This window comes from Bifidobacterium ruminantium DSM 6489 (genome assembly GCF_000770925.1).
Lineage (GTDB): Bacteria > Actinomycetota > Actinomycetes > Actinomycetales > Bifidobacteriaceae > Bifidobacterium > Bifidobacterium ruminantium.
Map to the genome: position 1 here is coordinate 14,137 of NZ_JDTK01000013.1, position 18,221 is coordinate 32,357.

At 61.8% G+C, this 18,221-nt stretch carries 18 protein-coding genes and 1 pseudogene; 12 read left to right on the forward strand and 7 right to left on the reverse strand.

The features are described from left to right. Window positions 1–79: 79 nt before the first annotated feature. The 3 genes and pseudogenes from OU26_RS06080 to OU26_RS06090 all read left to right on the forward strand — a co-directional run bounded on the left by OU26_RS06080 (window position 80) and on the right by OU26_RS06090 (window position 3,663). The gene (locus tag OU26_RS06080; protein ID WP_152571337.1) at window positions 80–1,747 is read left to right on the forward strand and encodes an ABC1 kinase family protein; all 1,668 of its coding nucleotides are present in this window, start codon (window positions 80–82) and stop codon (window positions 1,745–1,747) included. 152 nt (window positions 1,748–1,899) lie between these two features. Then, a pseudogene (locus tag OU26_RS09485) lies at window positions 1,900–2,435 on the forward strand (class C sortase); the annotation flags it as partial. Between the two features lie 388 nt (window positions 2,436–2,823). Continuing rightward, window positions 2,824–3,663, forward strand: a complete 840-nt coding sequence (locus tag OU26_RS06090; RefSeq protein ID WP_026646604.1) for a hypothetical protein — start codon at window positions 2,824–2,826, stop codon at window positions 3,661–3,663. A gap of 92 nt (window positions 3,664–3,755) precedes the next feature. On the opposite strand, the gene OU26_RS06095 is transcribed toward OU26_RS06090, so the two are convergent. Then, the gene (locus OU26_RS06095; protein WP_033498981.1) at window positions 3,756–4,196 is read right to left on the reverse strand and encodes a type II toxin-antitoxin system VapC family toxin; all 441 of its coding nucleotides are present in this window, start codon (window positions 4,194–4,196) and stop codon (window positions 3,756–3,758) included. Continuing rightward, the gene (locus OU26_RS06100; protein ID WP_026646602.1) at window positions 4,193–4,462 is read right to left on the reverse strand and encodes a FitA-like ribbon-helix-helix domain-containing protein; all 270 of its coding nucleotides are present in this window, start codon (window positions 4,460–4,462) and stop codon (window positions 4,193–4,195) included. Before OU26_RS06100 ends, OU26_RS06095 begins: the two co-directional genes overlap by 4 nt. A 192-nt stretch (window positions 4,463–4,654) precedes the next feature. Between OU26_RS06100 and OU26_RS06105 the strand changes: the two genes are divergently transcribed. Beyond that, window positions 4,655–5,719 (forward strand): glycerophosphodiester phosphodiesterase family protein, encoded by a 1,065-nt coding sequence (locus tag OU26_RS06105; protein WP_026646601.1) that lies wholly within the window; start codon window positions 4,655–4,657, stop codon window positions 5,717–5,719. A gap of 184 nt (window positions 5,720–5,903) precedes the next feature. Here OU26_RS06105 and upp read toward each other — a convergent pair whose 3' ends face one another. From upp to OU26_RS06125, 4 genes are all read right to left on the reverse strand, one after another. Then, the gene (upp, locus tag OU26_RS06110; protein ID WP_026646600.1) at window positions 5,904–6,545 is read right to left on the reverse strand and encodes a uracil phosphoribosyltransferase; all 642 of its coding nucleotides are present in this window, start codon (window positions 6,543–6,545) and stop codon (window positions 5,904–5,906) included. 264 nt (window positions 6,546–6,809) lie between these two features. Next, entirely contained in the window at window positions 6,810–7,583 is a 774-nt protein-coding gene (locus OU26_RS06115; protein ID WP_026646599.1) for a hypothetical protein, read from the reverse strand. 1 nt (window position 7,584) lies between these two features. Continuing rightward, window positions 7,585–8,673, reverse strand: coding sequence for an NUDIX hydrolase (locus OU26_RS06120; protein ID WP_026646598.1), 1,089 nt, complete (start codon window positions 8,671–8,673; stop codon window positions 7,585–7,587). Between the two features lie 176 nt (window positions 8,674–8,849). Further along, entirely contained in the window at window positions 8,850–11,084 is a 2,235-nt protein-coding gene (locus OU26_RS06125) for an RNA degradosome polyphosphate kinase (RefSeq protein ID WP_026646597.1), read from the reverse strand. A gap of 638 nt (window positions 11,085–11,722) precedes the next feature. On the opposite strand from OU26_RS06125, the gene OU26_RS06135 reads away from it, so the two are divergent. From OU26_RS06135 to OU26_RS06170, 8 genes are all read left to right on the forward strand, one after another. Beyond that, window positions 11,723–12,730: a CpaE-like family protein gene (locus OU26_RS06135; RefSeq protein WP_237743815.1), complete on the forward strand. Its 1,008-nt coding sequence runs from the start codon at window positions 11,723–11,725 to the stop codon at window positions 12,728–12,730. Further along, entirely contained in the window at window positions 12,711–13,700 is a 990-nt protein-coding gene (locus OU26_RS06140) for a TadA family conjugal transfer-associated ATPase (RefSeq protein WP_026646595.1), read from the forward strand. Before OU26_RS06135 ends, OU26_RS06140 begins: the two co-directional genes overlap by 20 nt. 98 nt (window positions 13,701–13,798) lie before the next feature. Then, the gene (locus tag OU26_RS09700) at window positions 13,799–14,428 is read left to right on the forward strand and encodes a type II secretion system F family protein (protein WP_241435490.1); all 630 of its coding nucleotides are present in this window, start codon (window positions 13,799–13,801) and stop codon (window positions 14,426–14,428) included. Continuing rightward, the gene (locus OU26_RS06150; protein WP_237743816.1) at window positions 14,425–14,946 is read left to right on the forward strand and encodes a type II secretion system F family protein; all 522 of its coding nucleotides are present in this window, start codon (window positions 14,425–14,427) and stop codon (window positions 14,944–14,946) included. Before OU26_RS09700 ends, OU26_RS06150 begins: the two co-directional genes overlap by 4 nt. 220 nt (window positions 14,947–15,166) lie before the next feature. Next, window positions 15,167–15,469: a DUF4244 domain-containing protein gene (locus tag OU26_RS06155; protein ID WP_026646592.1), complete on the forward strand. Its 303-nt coding sequence runs from the start codon at window positions 15,167–15,169 to the stop codon at window positions 15,467–15,469. Window positions 15,470–15,472: 3 nt separating this feature from the next. Then, entirely contained in the window at window positions 15,473–15,838 is a 366-nt protein-coding gene (locus OU26_RS06160) for a TadE family type IV pilus minor pilin (protein WP_026646591.1), read from the forward strand. 76 nt (window positions 15,839–15,914) lie between these two features. Further along, window positions 15,915–16,283, forward strand: a complete 369-nt coding sequence (locus OU26_RS06165; RefSeq protein WP_237743817.1) for an Rv3654c family TadE-like protein — start codon at window positions 15,915–15,917, stop codon at window positions 16,281–16,283. Between the two features lie 134 nt (window positions 16,284–16,417). After that, window positions 16,418–17,563, forward strand: coding sequence for a diacylglycerol/lipid kinase family protein (locus tag OU26_RS06170; RefSeq protein WP_026646589.1), 1,146 nt, complete (start codon window positions 16,418–16,420; stop codon window positions 17,561–17,563). Between the two features lie 21 nt (window positions 17,564–17,584). Here OU26_RS06170 and OU26_RS06175 read toward each other — a convergent pair whose 3' ends face one another. Then, window positions 17,585–18,181 carry a TetR/AcrR family transcriptional regulator gene (locus OU26_RS06175; protein WP_026646588.1) on the reverse strand — a complete coding sequence of 199 codons (597 nt, stop codon included), beginning with the start codon at window positions 18,179–18,181 and terminating at the stop codon, window positions 17,585–17,587. Window positions 18,182–18,221: the final 40 nt, after the last annotated feature.

The following is an 18,221-nucleotide window of genomic DNA, read 5'->3' on the forward strand; positions in this document are numbered from 1 at the left end:
CGAACCGGTCACGCTGTCCGATAGGGTCAACGCGGTCATCAACCCATCCGCCGACCCCTCGCCGGACGCGGCCTCGCGGATGAACGGGCAATCGGCGGAAACCATCGGCATCTTCGGGCCTCACAAGGACACATTCTCCGAACGCTACCACCTGACCCGGCGCGGCAAGCTCAAGCGGCTCATGCAGATCGCGCGCATCGCCAACCAATTCGACGTGGTGCACGGGCTCACGCCAGTCAAAATGCGGCTTATGCTCGAAGCGCTCGGCCCCACCTTCGTGAAGGTCGGACAGATTCTGTCCATGCGTTCCGAAATCCTGCCCCAAGCGTTCTGCGACGAACTGTCCAAACTGCGCGCCGACGCCGACCCCATGCCGTACAGCACGGTGCTGAAAGTGCTGGAAAGCGAGTACGGACGTCCCGTGGACGAGATCTTCGAACACATCGACGCCACACCGCTCGGCTCCGCAAGCCTGGCGCAGGTGCATCGCGCCAAACTCTCCACCGGCGAGGATGTGGCCGTCAAAGTGCAACGGCCGGGCGTGCGCGAAACCATGGCGCAGGACGTGTCCATCATGCGCACCATCGCCAAAGTCGCCACCAGAACCATGCGCAGCGCGCAGGTGGTGGACCTTTCCGGCGTGGTCGAAGAGCTGTGGGACACCTTCGAATCCGAAACTGACTTCCTCATCGAAGCCCGCAATCTGGCGGAATTCAAACGATTCTGCGAGCGCTACAAGTACATGGACTGCCCGAAGCCGTATCCGGAGCTCTGCACCGAGCACGTGGTGGTCATGGACTATGTCGAAGGTATCTCCGTGTCCCATCCGGACGAGCTCATCGCGGCCGGCTACGACCTGAAGGAAATCGGAACCAAACTGGTGGACAACTACGCCACGCAGGTGCTTGACGAGGGCTTCTTCCACGCGGATCCGCACCCCGGCAACATCATGGTGCGCGGCGGGCAGATCGTGCTGCTTGACCTCGGCATGACGGGTCGGCTCAACGCCAAAACCCGCTCCGTTCTGAAGGACATGATCTTCGCCGTGGCCGAACAGGATTCGCCGGCGCTCGCCGACGGCCTGCTGCGGTTCGCCGGCACCGAAGCCGATTCGGAGGATTATCCGGCCCTGCTGGCCGACTTGGACGTGATCGTCAAGGAATTCGGCACGGTGGATCTGGCCGAGCTCGACATCGCGGCCATGCTGACGGCATTGACGCAGATGGCGCAGCGCCACGGCATCGAAGTGCCCGGCACCGTCACCACGGTCGGCCGCGCGCTGGTCACTTTGGAAGGCCTGCTCGACAAGTTCATCCCCGACGTGAACATGATTCAGATCATCTCCGACCACATCGCGGCGAGCACGTCGAAGAAGGATTTCGTCAAGGACGAAGCGAAATCGTTGGCAGTTGAGGGGCACCAGGCGCTGCACAGCCTGCTGGCAGCCGCCAACGAGCTGGAGGTGGCCTCCCGCATGCTCACGCGCGGCCAGCTGCGCGTGAATATGGAGATGGTCGGATCGCAGGAACCGATTCATCTGCTCGCCAACATGGTGAACAGGCTCACGATGGCGCTTATCGTGGTCGGCCTGTTCGTCGGCTCGTCGATCGTGTACTACGCGGGCATCAAGCCGGTGATCTTCGGCATTCCGATCGTCGGCTTCCTTGGCTATGTGATCGCGTTCATCCTGTCCGTCTGGATCGTGTTCGACATCTATTTCAAGGGGCGCAGTTCGAAGAAGCGGTAGCCGATCGGCGTTGTCATGATGCGCTAGACTTGGCTTCCGTCCGTTTTCGCCGGTTGCGACCGGCGGGTCATGTAGGTCGTCAGGAGGTGCGTATGGCGGACCGGCAGCCATGGCGTCCGATGACGTTCGACGAGGCGATCGACGTTTCCACGCAGAGCGTGCTTGGCGAGGCGTCCGACCCGTTCTCAAACGCTCCCGGCGGCTCGCACACTTCCGGCGATAACGATTCGCTATCCGCCAAGGACAAGGAATACCAATCCCTGCTGGACGCCGGCGGCGGGGTGATGGGCACCATCCGCGTGCCCAAAGTGTCCATCAAACTGCCGATCCACCACGGCACTTCCGATGTGGCGCTCGCTTCGGGCGCAGGGCATCTGTATGGCACGAGTCTTCCGGTGGGCGGCGTGAGCACGCATGCGGTGATCACCGGGCACCGTGGACTGGTCGAGGCGGTCATGTTCACGCGTTTGGACGAGATGAAAAGGGCGATTTCTTCTACATCGAGGTGATGGGGGAGACGCTCGGCTACGAGGTGGACCGCATTGAGGTGATCGAGCCTTCGGACACGTCGAAGCTGCGCGTGGTCAAAGGCGAGGAGCGTGTGACGCTGATGACCTGCACGCCATACGGCGTGAACACGCATCGTCTGCTGGTTTCGGGGCATCGCGTCTCCATTCCGCAGCCCGCGCAAAAGTGTCGCATAATGCGTTTGTCTGTTCCCCCGTATTCGATGTGGCTGACAGCAGATCTTGAGCTGGTATGACCCCATGTAGTAGACTTTCGACCATTATTGGCTGGCACCATGTCGATAAGTGGTCGTTTGGTGTCGGTAGGGGTGTGAAACCGTTGGTTTTGCAAGGCTTTAAAAGCGTAAGACGGGGTTTCGTAAGTGGCGAGGCATTCTTGTTCGAAGCAGAGGTCAAACGCAGGTAGCCCGAACACGTCTATGCAAAGGTTCGCAAAAGTCTTGCCATTCCCTTGCGCCGAACCGGTTCGTCGCGGCCATCGTCGCGGCCGTTCTGCTGTTCGTCACAGTGCTTATCGCGCCTTCAGCCCAAGCCAACGACACTTCGAATGTGCCGTATAACAACCATGTGGTGAAGGACACGGTCAGTCCGTCCGGCACCTCCATTGACCTGTTCGACTACTGGGTGCAAACGTACCATCAGGCGGACGGCACCGACGCTTCCAACCAGCGGAATATGGGCATCAACAACGGCAAGCAGCTGAAATTCACCTACAGCGGTTTCGGCAACATGGGCCAAAGCGTCAATGCGTGGACCGGAAGCGCGCGACCGAATTTTAACATCGTCCAGAACACCTTGGTCAACGGCTACCCGCAGCTCAAGGCCGGCAGGCAGTATGACTCGAATAAGACGACCGACGGCACGCAGTCGCTCGACTACCTGTTCGATCCAGCAAGCACGGATTCGGCCACGCAATACCGCAAGACCTACACCAATCTCAAGGGTCTGCTCCAGCTGAAAAACGGCTATTACACGTACGACAGCGCGAAGAACTTCGCCGCATTGGTCACCAAAGCCGGCGACTTCGCCACAATCGGTTTCGGCGAGTTCAGCTTCTCCAAGCCGGGTGCCTACGTGTACAAGGTGACGGAGGTTGCCGGTTCGGACGCCACGCTTTCGTACGCGACGAACGTACGGTATCTGCGATTCCGCGTCGAGGGGGACCAGATGAAGGGCGTGTATTCCGTTATCGCGACCACGCCCGGGTACGATGCGACGACGGCCACCGACGAGAACGACGGCGCCGCGTTCGTGAATGTGTGCAGAAGTGCGGAGCAGTTGCCGCTCACCGGAGGTCTGACCACCAGGAACTTCCTGATTGGCGGAGGCATTGTCGGCTTGCTGGCGGTTATCGCCGGATTCGCCGTCCACGAGTGGTGGCTGCGCTAGAAGCGCAAGGAGCAGTTGCTGGAATAGGTGGCGGCCGCCGGAGGCTTCATGGCACGAGTCGCGCGTGCCGATGTGCCTTACACCGTGCGTTCTTAGAAATCCCATGGGTCAACCAGCTGCACGCCAGCGCCTTCGAAATCCTTGATATTACGGGTCGCTACAACGCAGGCGTTGGCCTTCGCCGTCGCCGCAATCTGCGCGTCCGCGAAAGCGGTCGGCCTGCCATTGCGCTCGCGCATCGCCAGCATCGCGGCGCAGTTGAGACTTGCCGGCAGATCGAACGGCAGGATGCGGCTGCCGAACGTGGCGAGCAGGTGCTCCAGCGCCTGTTCCAACTGCCGTCTGCGTTTGCCGTCGGGAAGCCGTTCGATGCCGTGAAGCAATTCGGTGACGGAAATGGTGCTGATGAACGCCTGTGGAAGGTCGAGCGACTGCAGGAAGTCGAGCACGTGTGGATCGCAGTCCCTTTTCATCGCCTCCGAAAGCACGTTGGTGTCCAGCAGATAACGTCGTGCGTCGGCGCCGCCGTTCATGCGACGTTCACCGGTCGCGGACCGTCCTCATCGTTCCGACGTTCCGGAAGATCCAACTCATCATCGCGCAGGCCACCATCCAAATCGGCGCGGATTTGGCTGAAGAAATCGCCGGCTGTCACTATGCCGTGCGCAACGTAACCGGCGGTGTAATCCTCCAGAATCGACCGCACCTCGGCCTCCGTGGACCGGCCGTGGTCGTGCGCCGATTGCTTCAGCCGCGCCAGCACGTCGTCGTCCAATCGGCGGATCGTGATCGAAGCCATCCCCGCTCCTTCCATGACCGTATTATCGAGTGATAGCATAATGCTATCACTGTAGACAGCGGTACAGCGTTGGCGAAAACTGAATAATCGGTGAAAACGTGAGCGAAAAAAGTCGAAGTGGGCTACGCTCGTAGGAGATGGCTTGCCGCGTAACGGGACGCGGCGGGCGGGCCGATCGCAAGGAGGATGCCCATGTCAAAGTCGTTTCTCAAGAAGGCGCTGCTCGGTGGCGCTGTGGTCGCGGGTGCCGCTGTATGGGCAATCGCTCCGCGTTCCTTCTCCGACAAGCGCCGTAACTACGTGCCGGCCATTCCGGACGTGTGGTACGCGCATCGCGGCCTGCATGACGCCGGTTCCGGCCTGACCGCGCAGTATGCCGACGAAAGCGGCGAATATGTGGCGCTTGCCCGTCGCATGGCCATGAAGGCCGGCTACAGTAGCCCGGACGTGTCCGGCGTCATCGCCCCGGAAAACTCGCTTGCCGCCTTTGCCGCCGCCTGCGAGGCGGGCTATGGCATCGAACTGGATTTGCAGATGACGCGCGACGGCGAGGTCGTGGTCGTGCATGATGGCGATCTGATGCGCGTCGCCGGAGATCCGCGCCGCATCGAGGACCTCACCTACGATGAGCTGACCCGCATTCCGCTGTTCCCGACCGACGCTCCGGGTGCCTGCAAGGCCGCGCCGCTGCCGTTGGCATTGGAGGATCCGCCGCTGGTCACCACCCCCGACAATGCTCCGGAAGGTTACTACCAGCACGTGCCGCTGTTCGCCGACGTGCTCAAGGTGGTGGCCGGTCGCGTGCCGCTGATCGTGGAATACAAGTTCGACGACAATTCGAAGTGGGATCCGCGCGACGTGGAGCTCATGGAGAAGGGCGACGCGCTGCTGCAGGCCTATTCCGGCAAATACGTGATCGAATCGTTCAATCCGGCGGCCGTGAACTGGTACAAGGAGAACCGTCCGGAAGTGTGCCGCGGACAGCTGTCCTGGTGGCCGGAGGACGATGAGAAGCCCGCCGATCCGGTCGCGCTGGGCAAGGAATATGCGGCCGGCGCATTGGTGTTCGACTGGATTTCCCGCCCCGATTTCATCGCCTACGATTGGAAGGGCGGCAACAGCCCGCAGATGAAGCTGGCGCGGTTCATGGGAGCCATGCCGGTGTCGTGGACGGTGCGCAGCCGCGACGAATACGCGCAGTGCAGCGATCAGTTCGATCGCCACATCTTCGAAGCGTTCGTGCCCGACGAGCGGTAGCGTCGTCTGGCATACGGCTTATACGGCCGATATGGCCGATATAGCAACGGCGGTGCCGGATATGCGGTCCATTTCCCGTTTTCGGGTTGCGGACGCATATTCGGCACCGCCGTTTTTTCGTGGGTGTTAGATCGACGTCGAAACAGGTGTTCTCGTTCGTTCCGACGCGCGACGCAATGGATGATCAGTCGATTACGCCATACAGACGATCGCCTGCATCGCCCAAGCCTGGCACGATGTAGCACTTGTCGTTGAGCTTCTCATCAACGGCGCACAGCACCAGCTTGAACTTGATGGACGGATCAAGTTTCTCCTCGACAAACTTCAGACCTTCCGGAGCGCCCAGAATGCACACTGCGGTGATGTCCTTGGCGCCGCGCTCGGCCAGGTAATGGGTGGCTGCGACCAGCGTGCCGCCCGTGGCGAGCATCGGATCGATCAGGAAGCACTGACGGCCGGTGAGATCCTCGGGCAGACGGTTCGCATACGTGATCTGCTCGGTCGGGTTCTCCTCATTGCGCTTCATGCCCAGGAAACCGACTTCCGCGGACGGAATCATCTTGGTCATGCCGTCGAGCATGCCGAGACCAGCGCGCAGCACAGGCACGATGATCGGAGCCGGCGAGGCGATGTGCTTGCCGATCATGGGAGCGACCGGGGTTTCGATCGGCTTGTCCACGACCTCGACGTCGCGGGTCGCCTCGTAAGCCTCCAGCATGACGAGTTCGGAGATGAGCTCGCGGAAGGTGGAGGAAGGAGTGTTCTTGTCACGAAGGACGGTGAGCTTGTGGTCTACCAGCGGGTGGTTCAAAACGTGAATATCCATGGCTTCTAAGCGTAGTCCATAGACCGTATGCCGGGAAACGCGTCGTTTTGGCTTGGAATGACGATTTTGGCTTGAAATGGAACGCTACTTCGGAACGAGGCGAAAAGAAGAAGGAATGCGCCGAACCACGAAAGCGCCTGTCGGCGCAAAGGCCGCTCGCAGCGGCAAAAAATGGAGCCCGGGGCTATGCATGGCCCGACGCGAATTCCTATTGTACCGTCGATTCAGTCGTCGCGAATTGCCGTGTCGCGGCAGCTATTTCGATCATTCCAATCGTCCGCGTTTCCACAGATTCGCCCCATGGCGGAAATCCTTGGCCGTGGCGAACAAGTTGCCCGCGGTGTGCATCAGTCGTGCGGATTTCGCGCGCGCACGCTTCTCGACGGCGGAAGGTTGTCCGGCGGAATTGGCTGCCGCGGAAGAAGTCGCAGTGACAGAAGACGCCGAATCGCCGGAAGTGCCGAACGAAGCCAACTTGCGTGCCTCGATACGCAGCCCCAACGCGACCACGTCGGTGAAGGCCGCGGCACGCTCGAGCGCCACCGCGAAATCGCCGGTGAACGCGCCGGCCAGAATCGAATCGGCGGTGCGAGCGATGTCGTCCTCCGTCGGCGCCTGATCCACGCCCGCGATCGCGGATGCCGTGGTGGCCACCGGCTCGCCGATGCGCCACAACCGCGCGATCGATTCGCGGTTCTTCCGCATCCATGTGCGCAGCAGATACAGCCGCCACAGAATGCCCGGCAGCGAATCGGGATCGGCATGGCTCCACAATTCGGCGATCACATCCACGCCTTCGCGGTCCACCAGTGTCAGCACGCGCTCCACCAATTCGGCGCTCTGCGTGTGGTGCACGCGGTCAAGCAGGGCCGCCGCCGAAGCGTGGCTCATCTCGCTGATCTGCGCCGGATCCGCGCCTCCCGCGATGTTGTCGGCCATCATCTGGTCGAGCTGTCCGGGGCGTGCCGGACGCGGGGAGCCGGTGTTGGTGAAACCGGCGGAACGGCTGGGAATTACTGAGCCTGAACCGTAGTGCATGTTAGTAGACAATGGGCGCGACCTTCTGGATGTCGATGATGCTGGGACCTTGCGGAGTGTCGATGATGAACAGTGCCACGGCCGTTCCGGTGGGCATGAACGGCGATTTCGCGATGAGCTGTTTGGCGAGTTGCTTGCGTGAGCAGAGGCCGCGCAGATGGTCGTACATGCCGCCGATGACCGGACGATGCATGCAGATGGCCGTGGTTTCGCGGCTGTCGAGCGTCCGCATGATTTGCTCACGGAATGCCATCCACGCGATGGCAGGATGTTCGGCGAACGCGTCCTCCGTCAGCGCGTCGACGTACTCCATCGGGCGTTCGGTCTGCCAGCTGAGCACCTGCAGCGTCTCTTGGCAGCGCAGCCACGGCGACGTGGCCAGACGGGTCGGATTGAAGCAGGCGAGCTCACGATTGAGCGCGAACGCCATGGCGGCGCCTTTCGGTGTGATCGGACGGTTCGCGTCGGTGCCCTTCCACGATTTGCGCGATTCCGCCTTCGCATGGCGCACGATCAGCAGTTTCTGCGCCCTCGCCGCGCCTTCCTGCACCCGATCCACGAATACGGCGAGCGTTTCCTTATCCGTGGAATGCGTCAGGATCTTGCGCGCCTCGCGCAGCGAGACCCAGACGATGTCGTTGATCTCGCCCACGTCCGCGCGATGCACCGGGCCGAACGCGTCCAGCAAATGCTCGGCGTCGTCGGCGGAAATCGATTGCGCCATCCAATACAACGTATGCTTGGTGTCGGCCGTGCAATCGCGCGAATGGCGGGTTTTCTTGCCTTCCTCGGAAAGCGGGTATTCGACTTCGCACAGATACGGTCCGAGCGACACGGATTCGCCCGTCTCCTCGCCGATTTCGCGCACGGCCGCATGCCGATGCGTTTCGTTGGGCTCAAGCTTGCCTTTTGGCCAACTCCAATCGTCGTATTTCGGACGATGCACGATGCATACTTCGATGCTGTCGAGCTGCTCTTCGGTCGATCGCTGCGCCGCGATCGCAGGATCCGCCGCGATGTCGCTGCCGGCCTTCCATCGCCATACGATGCCTCCGGCGGCCTCCACGACACGTCTCATCTTTTCGCTCATGTCTTCCTATTCTAGGCTGGGGCTTCCGGGCTGGGCGGATCGGTTGCGGCCTTATGCCGCGGAAGCCGTCCGTATGCAGACTATCTGTACGCAACCACCCGTGCGCAAACCACCCGTGCACAAGGCAATGGCCGACCCGCGCGATCACGCAGGCCGGCCATTACTCCTGATTCGCGTCAGTGACGCGCCGGACGACGGGTGTGCTTCTTGATGAGGTATTCCTGGCTGTCGACCAGCGGACGTCCCTCCTCATCCTTGCAGTGGCGCACATAGGTGCCGTCGGGCTGCATGTGCCACGATGCGGTGGAATCGGCCATCTGCAAATCGACGTACTTGATGAGCTCGTCGATCTGTTCCGGAGCCACGATGCGCACCAGCGCCTCGACTCGACGGTCGAGGTTGCGGTGCATCAGATCGGCGGAACCGATCCACACCTCCGGGCCGGCTGCGGGGCCTTCGCCGATCTGCGGGCCGTCGGAGTTGGCGAACGCGTAGATGCGGCTGTGCTCCAGGAAGCGGCCGAGGATGGAACGCACGCGGATGTTCTCGGAAAGTCCCGGAACGCCGGGCTTCAGCGCGCAGATGCCACGTTCGACGATATCGATCTTCACACCGGCCTGGCTTGCGCGGTACAGCGCGTCGATGGTCTTCTCGTCGACGATGGAGTTGACCTTGATCTTGATCCACGCCTCCTTGCCGGCGCGTGCGGCGTCCTCCTCGCGGCGGATGCGCTGGATCAGGCCGGAGCGCACGGTGCGCGGCGCCACCAGCAGACGGTGGAAGCTCGACTTCGGCGCGTAGCCGGACAGCTGGTTGAACAGGCGGGTCATATCCTGGCCGACCACCGGATCGCAGGTCAGCAGACCCAGATCGGTGTAGATGCGGGCGGTCTTCGGATTGTAGTTGCCGGTGCCCACGTGGCAGTAGCGGCGCAGTCCGTCGGCTTCCTGACGCACCACGAGGCTCAGCTTGCAGTGGGTCTTCAATCCCACGATGCCGTACACCACGTGCACGCCCGCGCGTTCGAGCTTGCGTGCCCACGCGATGTTGGCGTCCTCATCGAAGCGCGCCTTGATCTCGACCAGTGCCAGCACCTGCTTGCCCGCGTGCGCGGCATCGATCAGCGCGTCGATGATCGGCGAATTGCTGGACGTGCGGTACAGCGTCTGCTTGATGGCCAGCACCTTCGGATCGGCCGCGGCCTGCGCCAGGAACGCCTGCACGGACGTCGAGAAGGAATCATACGGGTGGTGCAGCAGGATATCGCGTTCGCGGATGGCGGCGAAGATGTCCTGCGCGCGGGACGATTCCACTTCCGCGATCTGACGGTTGGTGGTCGGTACGAAGGAACGGTACTTCAAGTCCGGACGGTCGATGCCGCCGAGCTCGAACAGCACGGTCGCGTCGAGCGGTGCCGGCAGGCGGTAGACCTCGTCTGCGCTCACACGCAGCTGGTCGGCGAGCAGCTGGGACAGGAACGGGCTGGTCTCATCGGAAATCTCCAGACGGATCGGCGGTCCGAAGCGGCGGCGCAGCAGTTCCTTCTCCATGGCGTTGAGCAGGTTCTCGGCATCATCCTCTTCCACGTCGATGTCCTCGTTACGGGTGACGCGGAAGGAGCGGGCTTCCTTGATGATCATGCCGGGGAACAGGGATTCCAGATGGGCGATGATCAGGTTCTCCATGGTGATGAAGCCGTAGCGCACGTTGCTGCTCTCGTCCTCGGTCAGGTCATCGACGGGCACGAGACGGTTCAGGTTTCCAGGAACCTTCACGCGGGCGAAGTGCGATTTGCCGGAAGCCGGGTTCTCCACCAGCACGGCGAGGTTGAGGGAGCCGCCGGAGATGTACGGGAACGGGTGGGCCGGATCCACGGCGAGCGGCGTCAGGACGGGGAACACCTGCTGACGGTAGTAGCGCGAGAGCCTCTCCTGCTCGGCTGCGGTGAGCTTGTCCCAGCTCAGCAGCACGATCTGTTCCTTCGCCAGATCGGGCAGGATATGGTCGATGATGTAGTGCGCGTGCTCGTCCTGCAGTCGGTGCGCCTCGTCGCTGATGGCGCGCAGCTGCTGCCTCGGGCTCAGTCCGGAGGCGGCGGTCACGGCGATGCCGGTGTCGATGCGGCGCTTCAGACCCGCCACGCGGACCATGAAGAACTCATCGAGGTTGTTCGCGAAGATCGCGGCGAAGCTCGCGCGTTCGATGATCGGCAGATCCTCGTCCTGGGCGAGTTCGAGAACGCGCTTGTTGAACTTCAGCCAGCTGAGCTCACGATCGAAGAAGCGGTCGGTGGGAAGCGGCTTCTCACCGGCTTGGAGCTCCCGCTTGTCGTTCTTGTCTGTTTCGGCGATGTGCTCAGCTATCTGGCTGCGCAGGATCGCCTTTGAGGGTGCGTCAAAAATCTGTGCCATGGTTCCCTACTTTATCCTCAAGTGCTTGGAATGTCTCGCAAAACTCGTGAAAATTAAGGCGGAGTTTACATTCGTTTATTGATTAAGCGAAATTCGGGTCGACACGCCGCTTTTTCGGTCTAAACGAACGTGATTGAACATACACGCGGTTCGATTCGCACACGATGATGCATTTTTTCGATTCTTGCGATCGTAAAACAACAGTTTGGATAAAAACGGAACATTGCCCGGTTCCGGTTTGCATCCATGGAAATGGCGAGCATAATTACGAAGTACAAGGACAACTGAAGAGCAGAGCCCCCACAAGGTGTGTATGACCGAGAATGGTTGTTACGTTGAACGGGCATTGGATAGACTTACCGTTACGACGATGTTGTTGTGCAGCGATTCTGCTCCGAGGATTCTTGCAGGAAGGCCCGCTTCGGCGGGTCTTCCTTTTTGTTGCGCTTCGCCTTTTTGCGGTCTTTTTCGGTGTTTTGCGTGACGTGCGCTGTGGATGATGGAATGCTGTGGAAGCTCGGATCCATGCGCTGCGGATAGCTGTGGATGACACGCCGAGGATGTGGATAACTCACGTTCTCCGACCACAGGGGCCGATCGGCTTGCATGCGATGACGGCCACGCTTTTCAATCGCGATATGAGCAACGCAGTTTCCTTTTCGCAGATTCCTCCGGTGCCGCTGCCGTCGAATGGCGGACGGACGGCGTCCGGGCGCAAGACGATCTCGCCCCAACGGTTCTATACGCCGCCCGGCTCCGCGAACGGTGCTTCCGTGCAACGGGCGGATGCGTTCGGCAGGGGAGGTTTCCGAGGTTCGACGACAGGCGTGGAATCCGCACGTCCGGGAACGTCCGAAGCGGAACGGATGTCGGTATCGACGGCCGTGCTGGGCAATGTCGTGACGGTCGATGCCGCAGTCGCAGGCATCGGAGCCAGCACCCTGGCGGCATTGCTGTCCCGCGAGTTGACGGAACGCGGATGCAAAAGCGTTCTGGTGGATGCCGACCTTACGGGCGGGGGACTTGATGTGCTGCTGGGCGTGGAGAACGAGGACGGCACCCGTTTCGGAGACGTCAGCGCGCCGCTCGGCAACATCGACGGCAAGGCGCTGATCCGCGAACTGCCGGTGTGGGACGGCGTGCCGTTGCTGGCCTGCGATCCTTGGAAAAACGAGAATCCGCAATCATGGGAGGTTCAGTCGTGCGTCCGCGCGCTTGCGCAGGTGCGGGATGCGGTGGTCGTGGACGTCGGCCAGTGGCACGGTTTGCGGGATGTGCCGGAGCTCACCCAAGCCATACGCGTCACAGCCGTCGAATTGACGGTGCTTGGCCTCGCCCGGGCCAAAGCGACCATGCGATCGAAGCATCCTTTGCAAAACCGCGACCGGCATCTCATCGTCGGCGTCGAGCCGCGGGGCATCATACGAAGCAATGGCGCGACCACGGTCGAAGAAGCGGAAAACTATCTTGACCGTGGCATCGAAGCGGCCATCAAACCGGATGCCAGATTGTGCAGCGAGCTGCTGGGAGGTTTGGGGCTGCGCAGACCGAACCGGCAGACCGCCAAGGCGCTGTCCATACTGGCGGATGGCGTGCAGGAGGCGCTGGAGGGCAAGCGGGGCAATCATGGAACTCGGACCCCTTAGCGTGCTCGCCTCACAGCCAGGCGTCACGGACATCGCGGTGACCTGTGACGGCATGGTCTGGGTGGATCGGGGACGGGGCATGCGGGCATGTCCTCTTCCGGAATGCTTTCCATCCGCGAAGTCGATTCGCGATTTCGCCGTGAGATTATGCGCGCAGCTTGGACGGCGACTCGACGACGCCTGTCCGATCGCGGACGCATCCACCGTGGATGGTTTGCGCGTGCATGCCGTCATCGCGCCTTTGGTGCCGCAAGGCGCGGCCATCAGCATACGATTGCCGGATGCCGTGTCGCCCGATTTGGGATCGTTGGCGCGCAATGCCATGTTTCCAGCCGCATGGATGCCCGTGTTGGAAGGCTTGGCGCGGAACAAGGCGAACGTGCTGGTGACCGGCGGCACGGGCGCGGGCAAGACCACACTGCTCAAAGCCATACTGATGCTTTGCTCGCCCGATGAGCGCATCGTCACCGTCGAGGAGGTGCGCGAGCTGGGCATGATCAGGCATGCCAACCATGTCTCGCTGGTCACGCGCGAAGCCAATGTGGAAGGCGCCGGCGCCATAGGATTGCCAGTGCTGATAGCGGCCACGCTGCGCATGCGGCCGGACCGCGTGGTGGTCGGTGAATGCCGTGGAGGCGAGATCGCGGATCTGCTGAGAGCGTTGAATTCCGGGCATCGCGGCGGCATGACCACATTGCATGCCAACCAAGTGGAGGCGGTGCCGGCACGTCTGGTGTCGCTGGGATTACTCGCCGGACTGGATCCCCGGGCCACGGCGGCGCTCGCCGAGAACGCGTTCGATGTGGTGCTGCATGTGGAACGTATTGGTGGCAGACGACGCATCGCGCAGATCGGCAGGCTGGAAACGGTGGACGGACGGTTGCGGGGGCGATTGCTGGCCGCATGGGACGGACGGCGGATGCGGGTCAGCCAGCATTGGAAGGACTTCGCGGACAGGTGGAGTGCATGATGGGGGCCTGGGAATGCTGTTCCGCGATGTTGGCGGCTATGGCCGTGTGGATGTGGCTGAATCGGAACGCGTTCTGGAGAGACCTTCCGATTGCCCGGTTGCTGGTTCGTTGCCTGGTTTGGTGCCAGGTCGCGTTGCGTGGGGTACATGAGGGTGGGGTGGGTGCTGGCTGGAACGAGGAGCGCGTCGATGACAGCACGAGCCGTCTCCCCTCCATCAGCGCCGACGCGTTCGTGGCTGCGTTGCGGGCATCCGTGCGCGGAGGATCCTCGTTGGTGCGGGCGTTCGAGGAATTGCGCGGAGCACCTTTCGCGGTGCCTGAATTGACCCGTTTCCGCATCGACATGGCGGTGCGGAGTCGCTGCCGGAATCGCCGGCATAGTGAACGGCGCGAACGTCTCGGTGCGGAGCTTCACGCCGTCTGCGCGCTTAGCCTGTTGCTTGGCTGCGAGACGAGCCGTTGCCTTGACGCGGTCGCCGCATCGTTGAAACGGCAACGATTGATGGACGATCTGCGTTCCAATGCCTACGCCATGCCGCAGGCGACGGCACGTCTGCTGATGGCGCTGCCGGCATTGACGGTGGCGTTGGGCGAAGGCATGGGCGCGCATCCCGTGCGATTTCTGTTGGGTGATGGCAGGGGATGGGCCTGCCTCGGATTCGCAGGATGCTGTTATGCCGTCGGCTTGGTTTGGATACGTGCGTTGTTGCGGCGGGAGGGAGGATGATGGGCGGGATATGGGCTATCGCGGCGGCGGTGTGCGCCGCAGGCGCTGTATGGCTGCATGGGTGGTCGCCGGTTCGTTCGCCTCCCGATTCCAGCGGACGGCCTTGCGCCATGCCGTTGCCGCTGGTGTTGGAAATGCTGGGCGTGGCGATACGCCATGGAACATCCATCCCGACCGCGCTGATTACGGTCGGCGATATCGCGTCCGACGAATTCGGCGCCGGACTGCGTCTAGCCGGCGAACGATTGCAGGACGGCGTCGCCTGGGACGAGGCATGGCCTGATGGTAGTGAGCTTGCCGTGATTCGTGACGCGTTCGCCTCGTCCTGGTCGAGTGGGTCGTCTCCCGTCAATCGTCTGGAAACTGCAATCGAACAGTTGGAGTGGAATGAGCGCTCGCGGATAGAACGGTCCGCGGCGAAGCTGTCGATTCGGCTTCTGCTGCCGACCGGATTGTGCATGCTTCCAGCCTTTGTGGCGATTGGTGTGATTCCTGCTGTGATGTCGTTCCTGCATTGATGTTGCATGATCTGACTTTCGCATGCCCTGATGGCCTGTGGATAACTGTGGATGACACGCCGATGATGTGGATAACCCGCGTTCTCCGACCACAACCCCGAGGAAACGTGACATGCACGATGGCGTATGCACGACACTGAACGAATCCGGCTGGATGGTCGGAACTATACCCAAAAAGAAACGTGTCAAAAGAGATACGTACCGCAAGAAAGGAAATGCCATGAACAACGCAATGTCGATCAATGTCGACGGTTCGTCGGGAATGATGGCGCGAATGGGTCGAAAGCTCGGCGCGGCCAGAGACCGAGCCAACAGGACGGCCTGTCTGTTGGACGCGCGCATGCGCACTCTGGCCTCCATGCAGCCGTCCGCCGAATCCGAAAAAGGCGCGGTCACCGCCGAATACGCGGTGGTGCTGGTGGCGGCCACGGCGTTCGCCGCGGTTCTGGTGGCCATCGTGAAATCCGATGCCGTCAGAACGCTGCTGACCAACATCATCAAGAAGGCGCTGAGCGTGGGGTAGGCCGTGATCGTGCGATGGTGGAGGCGCCATGTCGATAAGGCCGATCGCGGCGCGGTCACCGCCGAATTCGCAGTGGTGCTTCCCTGCGTGGCGGTGATGGCGATGCTGGTGCTGTGTCTTGGACGTGGCGCCATCGTATCCATGAATTGCCAGGACGCCGCTGCCGCCGGGGCGCGTGCCATGACGATCGACGCGGACGGCGAGCGCAGGGCCATGGCTGCGGCGAGATCCATCGCCGGTGACGGGTCGACGGTGTCGTTCACGAACGATGTGGATGCGGTCACCGTTACCGTGCGCTGTCCCGTCATGTCCGATCCAACCGGATTGATTCCCGCTCAGGTTGTGGGCAAGGCGACCAGATACTACTGATGGGGCACATACCGAATCGTTCCGACGTAAAGGATATACAGGTGTGAAATATGTCGTGAAACATATTGTCGCGCGTTTGAATGATGCGAGGCGATGGCTGGGCGGCGCCGACGAAGGCTCCGGAACCATGTCCGGAGTGGCGCTGATCGCGATCGCCTCGATTATGCTTGGCGCGGTCGCCATGGTGGCGAATCTGCTGTTCTGCGCTCATCGCGCGCAGAACACGGCGGATATGGCTGCGGTGGCTGCCGCGACTTCGTTGCGTGACGGCGCCGCCGACCCATGTTTGGTAGCTTCGCGTACGGTGGCCGCCAATGAGACGATGCTGCGATCGTGCGCCGTCGAAGGCGAGGACGCGCTGGTTACGGTGCGGGCGGCCACGCAGCTGCCGTTCGCACCATGGGTGGAACGTCAATCGCGTGCCGGGCCAATCGCCTGCGGCTAGAACATGGCCTTCCTGGATCATGGTCTTCCGTAGGGCTAGGGTGCGCGGTTTCGCCGCCGTGCGTCACCGTGGCCCAGTTCGCCGGTGGTCTCATCGTTCTGGCGCGTGGCGCCGGTCATGGTTATCGTACAGGTATGAGTCAAAAGTCACATACGAATACGACTGTCGCCGTGGTCGGCAATCCGACATCGAACAAAGGCAAGGGCGCGCGGGTAAGCGGGCAGGTCCTCGACTTGTTGCGCGAGGCCGGGCGCAGGCATGGCTTCGACGTGATCGATGTGACCGGCGCGAGCTTTGACGAGTCCCTGTCGAATGCCCGTCTTCGTGGCGACGAATACGATTATCTGGTCACGGTCGGCGGTGATGGCATGGTGGCTCTTGGCGTCAACGCGGTCGGTTGCTCTGGCAAGCCGCTCGGTATCGTGGCCATCGGTTCCGGCAACGACTTCGCGCGCGGACTGGCATTGCCGGTCAATCGTGTCGAGACCGCCGTCGACGGCATTGTCGGTGCGATCGTGCGGGGCACGCATGTTGATGTGGATCTGGGCTTCGTGGAGTCTTTGCCTGGTGACCATGCCGGTGGGTCGGACGCCGGTATGCCGGACGTCGCTGGGGACTCGGTGGATTCCCCGAAGCCTCCGGAAGTCGACGGCATCGACCGCTATTATGCGGGCATGTTGTCATGCGGTCTGGATGCCAGCATCAACGATCGGGCCAACCATTCGCATCTGCCGAACGGCTCACTGCGGTATTTCGCCGCGGTGCTCGTGGAGCTGACGCATATGAAGCGCTACGGATACCATGTCAAAGCCACATTGGCCGACGGCTCGGTGGAGGAGCGGGACATCGTCTCCCCGTTGCTGACCGTGGCCAATTCACGCCATATCGGTGGCGGCATCGAAGTTTCGCCGTATTCGCGATTCTCGGACGGTCTTCTTGACTTGGTCTGGTTTGACCATATGCCGAATTTCGCCGAATGCGTGGACGCGGTGTCGCGTGCCTACGACGGCAGACTGTTGGGCAGCCGGGTCTTCGGATGGAAACGCGTGCGCGGTATCGAGATTACCCGTGCCGCTGAAGGCGACGAACCGCCGGTGCTGATGGCCGACGGCGAGTATGTCGGGCGTTTGCCGGTGAGGGTTTCCGTGCGGAACCGTTCGCTGCGTGTGCTGGTTCCTCCGGTGGTGGCGGAAAGCCTGTCCGCGGATGATGGGAATCAGGTGCTTGAGGTCATCAAGCGGGACGGCCGCGATCCGCTTACCGGCGAGTTTCTCGAATGATCGTTTCCGAAAGGTGTCTGATCACAGGTATTCGTCGAGATGCAGCGTCTGCGCCGCGACCTGCCTGACTATGGCGTCATCGATGTCCGGGTGTAGGCGGATCAGCGAGATCAGTCCGACGATCAGCGTGTAGAAGGTCTCGTGCTCGTAGGTGATCGGCATCCCGTGATGCTGCTCGAACTCGCGCACAGTGGAGCTGCACAGGTAGTCGGAGATGCGGTCGGCTGCGCGGTCGATGAACCTGAGGTACAGTCCGGCGTTGCCATCCTCGATGAGACGCTGGCTGAACGGCCCCTCGTCGGCGATGAGCGAGCGTGTCAGCCGCACCACGTCATCGAGTGCCTTCGAGATGTTACCCGTCTCACGATGCTCGTTCCATTCCTCCAGACGGGCGATGACCTCGTTGATGACGTCGTCGAGCACGGCGTCCGCGACCTGATTCTTGTCCTGGAAATAGTGGTAGAAGAGCGATCTGGTCATGCCGACGTGTTCGGCTATGTCGCTGATCGTGATTTTCGAGAAGCCCTTTTCCAGGCAGATTGTCCGTGCCGCCTGCACGATCTGCGTGCGACGGGCATCTCCGATGGCGCTCATGGTTGTCTTGGCTGTTTCGGCCATGGCTCTCCTCCGATCCCCTATTTTTGAATCCCCTATTGGC

Bases quoted from the DNA above. Each gene is read 5' to 3' on its own strand.
- OU26_RS06080 (WP_152571337.1), top strand. From the start codon at position 80: ATGAACGGGCAATCGGCGGAAACCATCGGCATCTTCGGGCCTCACAAG.
- OU26_RS06095 (WP_033498981.1), bottom strand. From the start codon at position 4,196: ATGAACGGCGGCGCCGACGCACGACGTTATCTGCTGGACACCAACGTG.
- OU26_RS06100 (WP_026646602.1), bottom strand. From the start codon at position 4,462: ATGGCTTCGATCACGATCCGCCGATTGGACGACGACGTGCTGGCGCGG.
- OU26_RS06105 (WP_026646601.1), top strand. From the start codon at position 4,655: ATGTCAAAGTCGTTTCTCAAGAAGGCGCTGCTCGGTGGCGCTGTGGTC.
- upp (WP_026646600.1), bottom strand. From the start codon at position 6,545: ATGGATATTCACGTTTTGAACCACCCGCTGGTAGACCACAAGCTCACC.
- OU26_RS06115 (WP_026646599.1), bottom strand. From the start codon at position 7,583: ATGCACTACGGTTCAGGCTCAGTAATTCCCAGCCGTTCCGCCGGTTTC.
- OU26_RS06120 (WP_026646598.1), bottom strand. From the start codon at position 8,673: ATGAGCGAAAAGATGAGACGTGTCGTGGAGGCCGCCGGAGGCATCGTA.
- OU26_RS06125 (WP_026646597.1), bottom strand. From the start codon at position 11,084: ATGGCACAGATTTTTGACGCACCCTCAAAGGCGATCCTGCGCAGCCAG.
- OU26_RS06135 (WP_237743815.1), top strand. From the start codon at position 11,723: ATGAGCAACGCAGTTTCCTTTTCGCAGATTCCTCCGGTGCCGCTGCCG.
- OU26_RS06140 (WP_026646595.1), top strand. From the start codon at position 12,711: ATGGAACTCGGACCCCTTAGCGTGCTCGCCTCACAGCCAGGCGTCACG.
- OU26_RS06150 (WP_237743816.1), top strand. From the start codon at position 14,425: ATGATGGGCGGGATATGGGCTATCGCGGCGGCGGTGTGCGCCGCAGGC.
- OU26_RS06155 (WP_026646592.1), top strand. From the start codon at position 15,167: ATGAACAACGCAATGTCGATCAATGTCGACGGTTCGTCGGGAATGATG.
- OU26_RS06170 (WP_026646589.1), top strand. From the start codon at position 16,418: ATGAGTCAAAAGTCACATACGAATACGACTGTCGCCGTGGTCGGCAAT.
- OU26_RS06175 (WP_026646588.1), bottom strand. From the start codon at position 18,181: ATGGCCGAAACAGCCAAGACAACCATGAGCGCCATCGGAGATGCCCGT.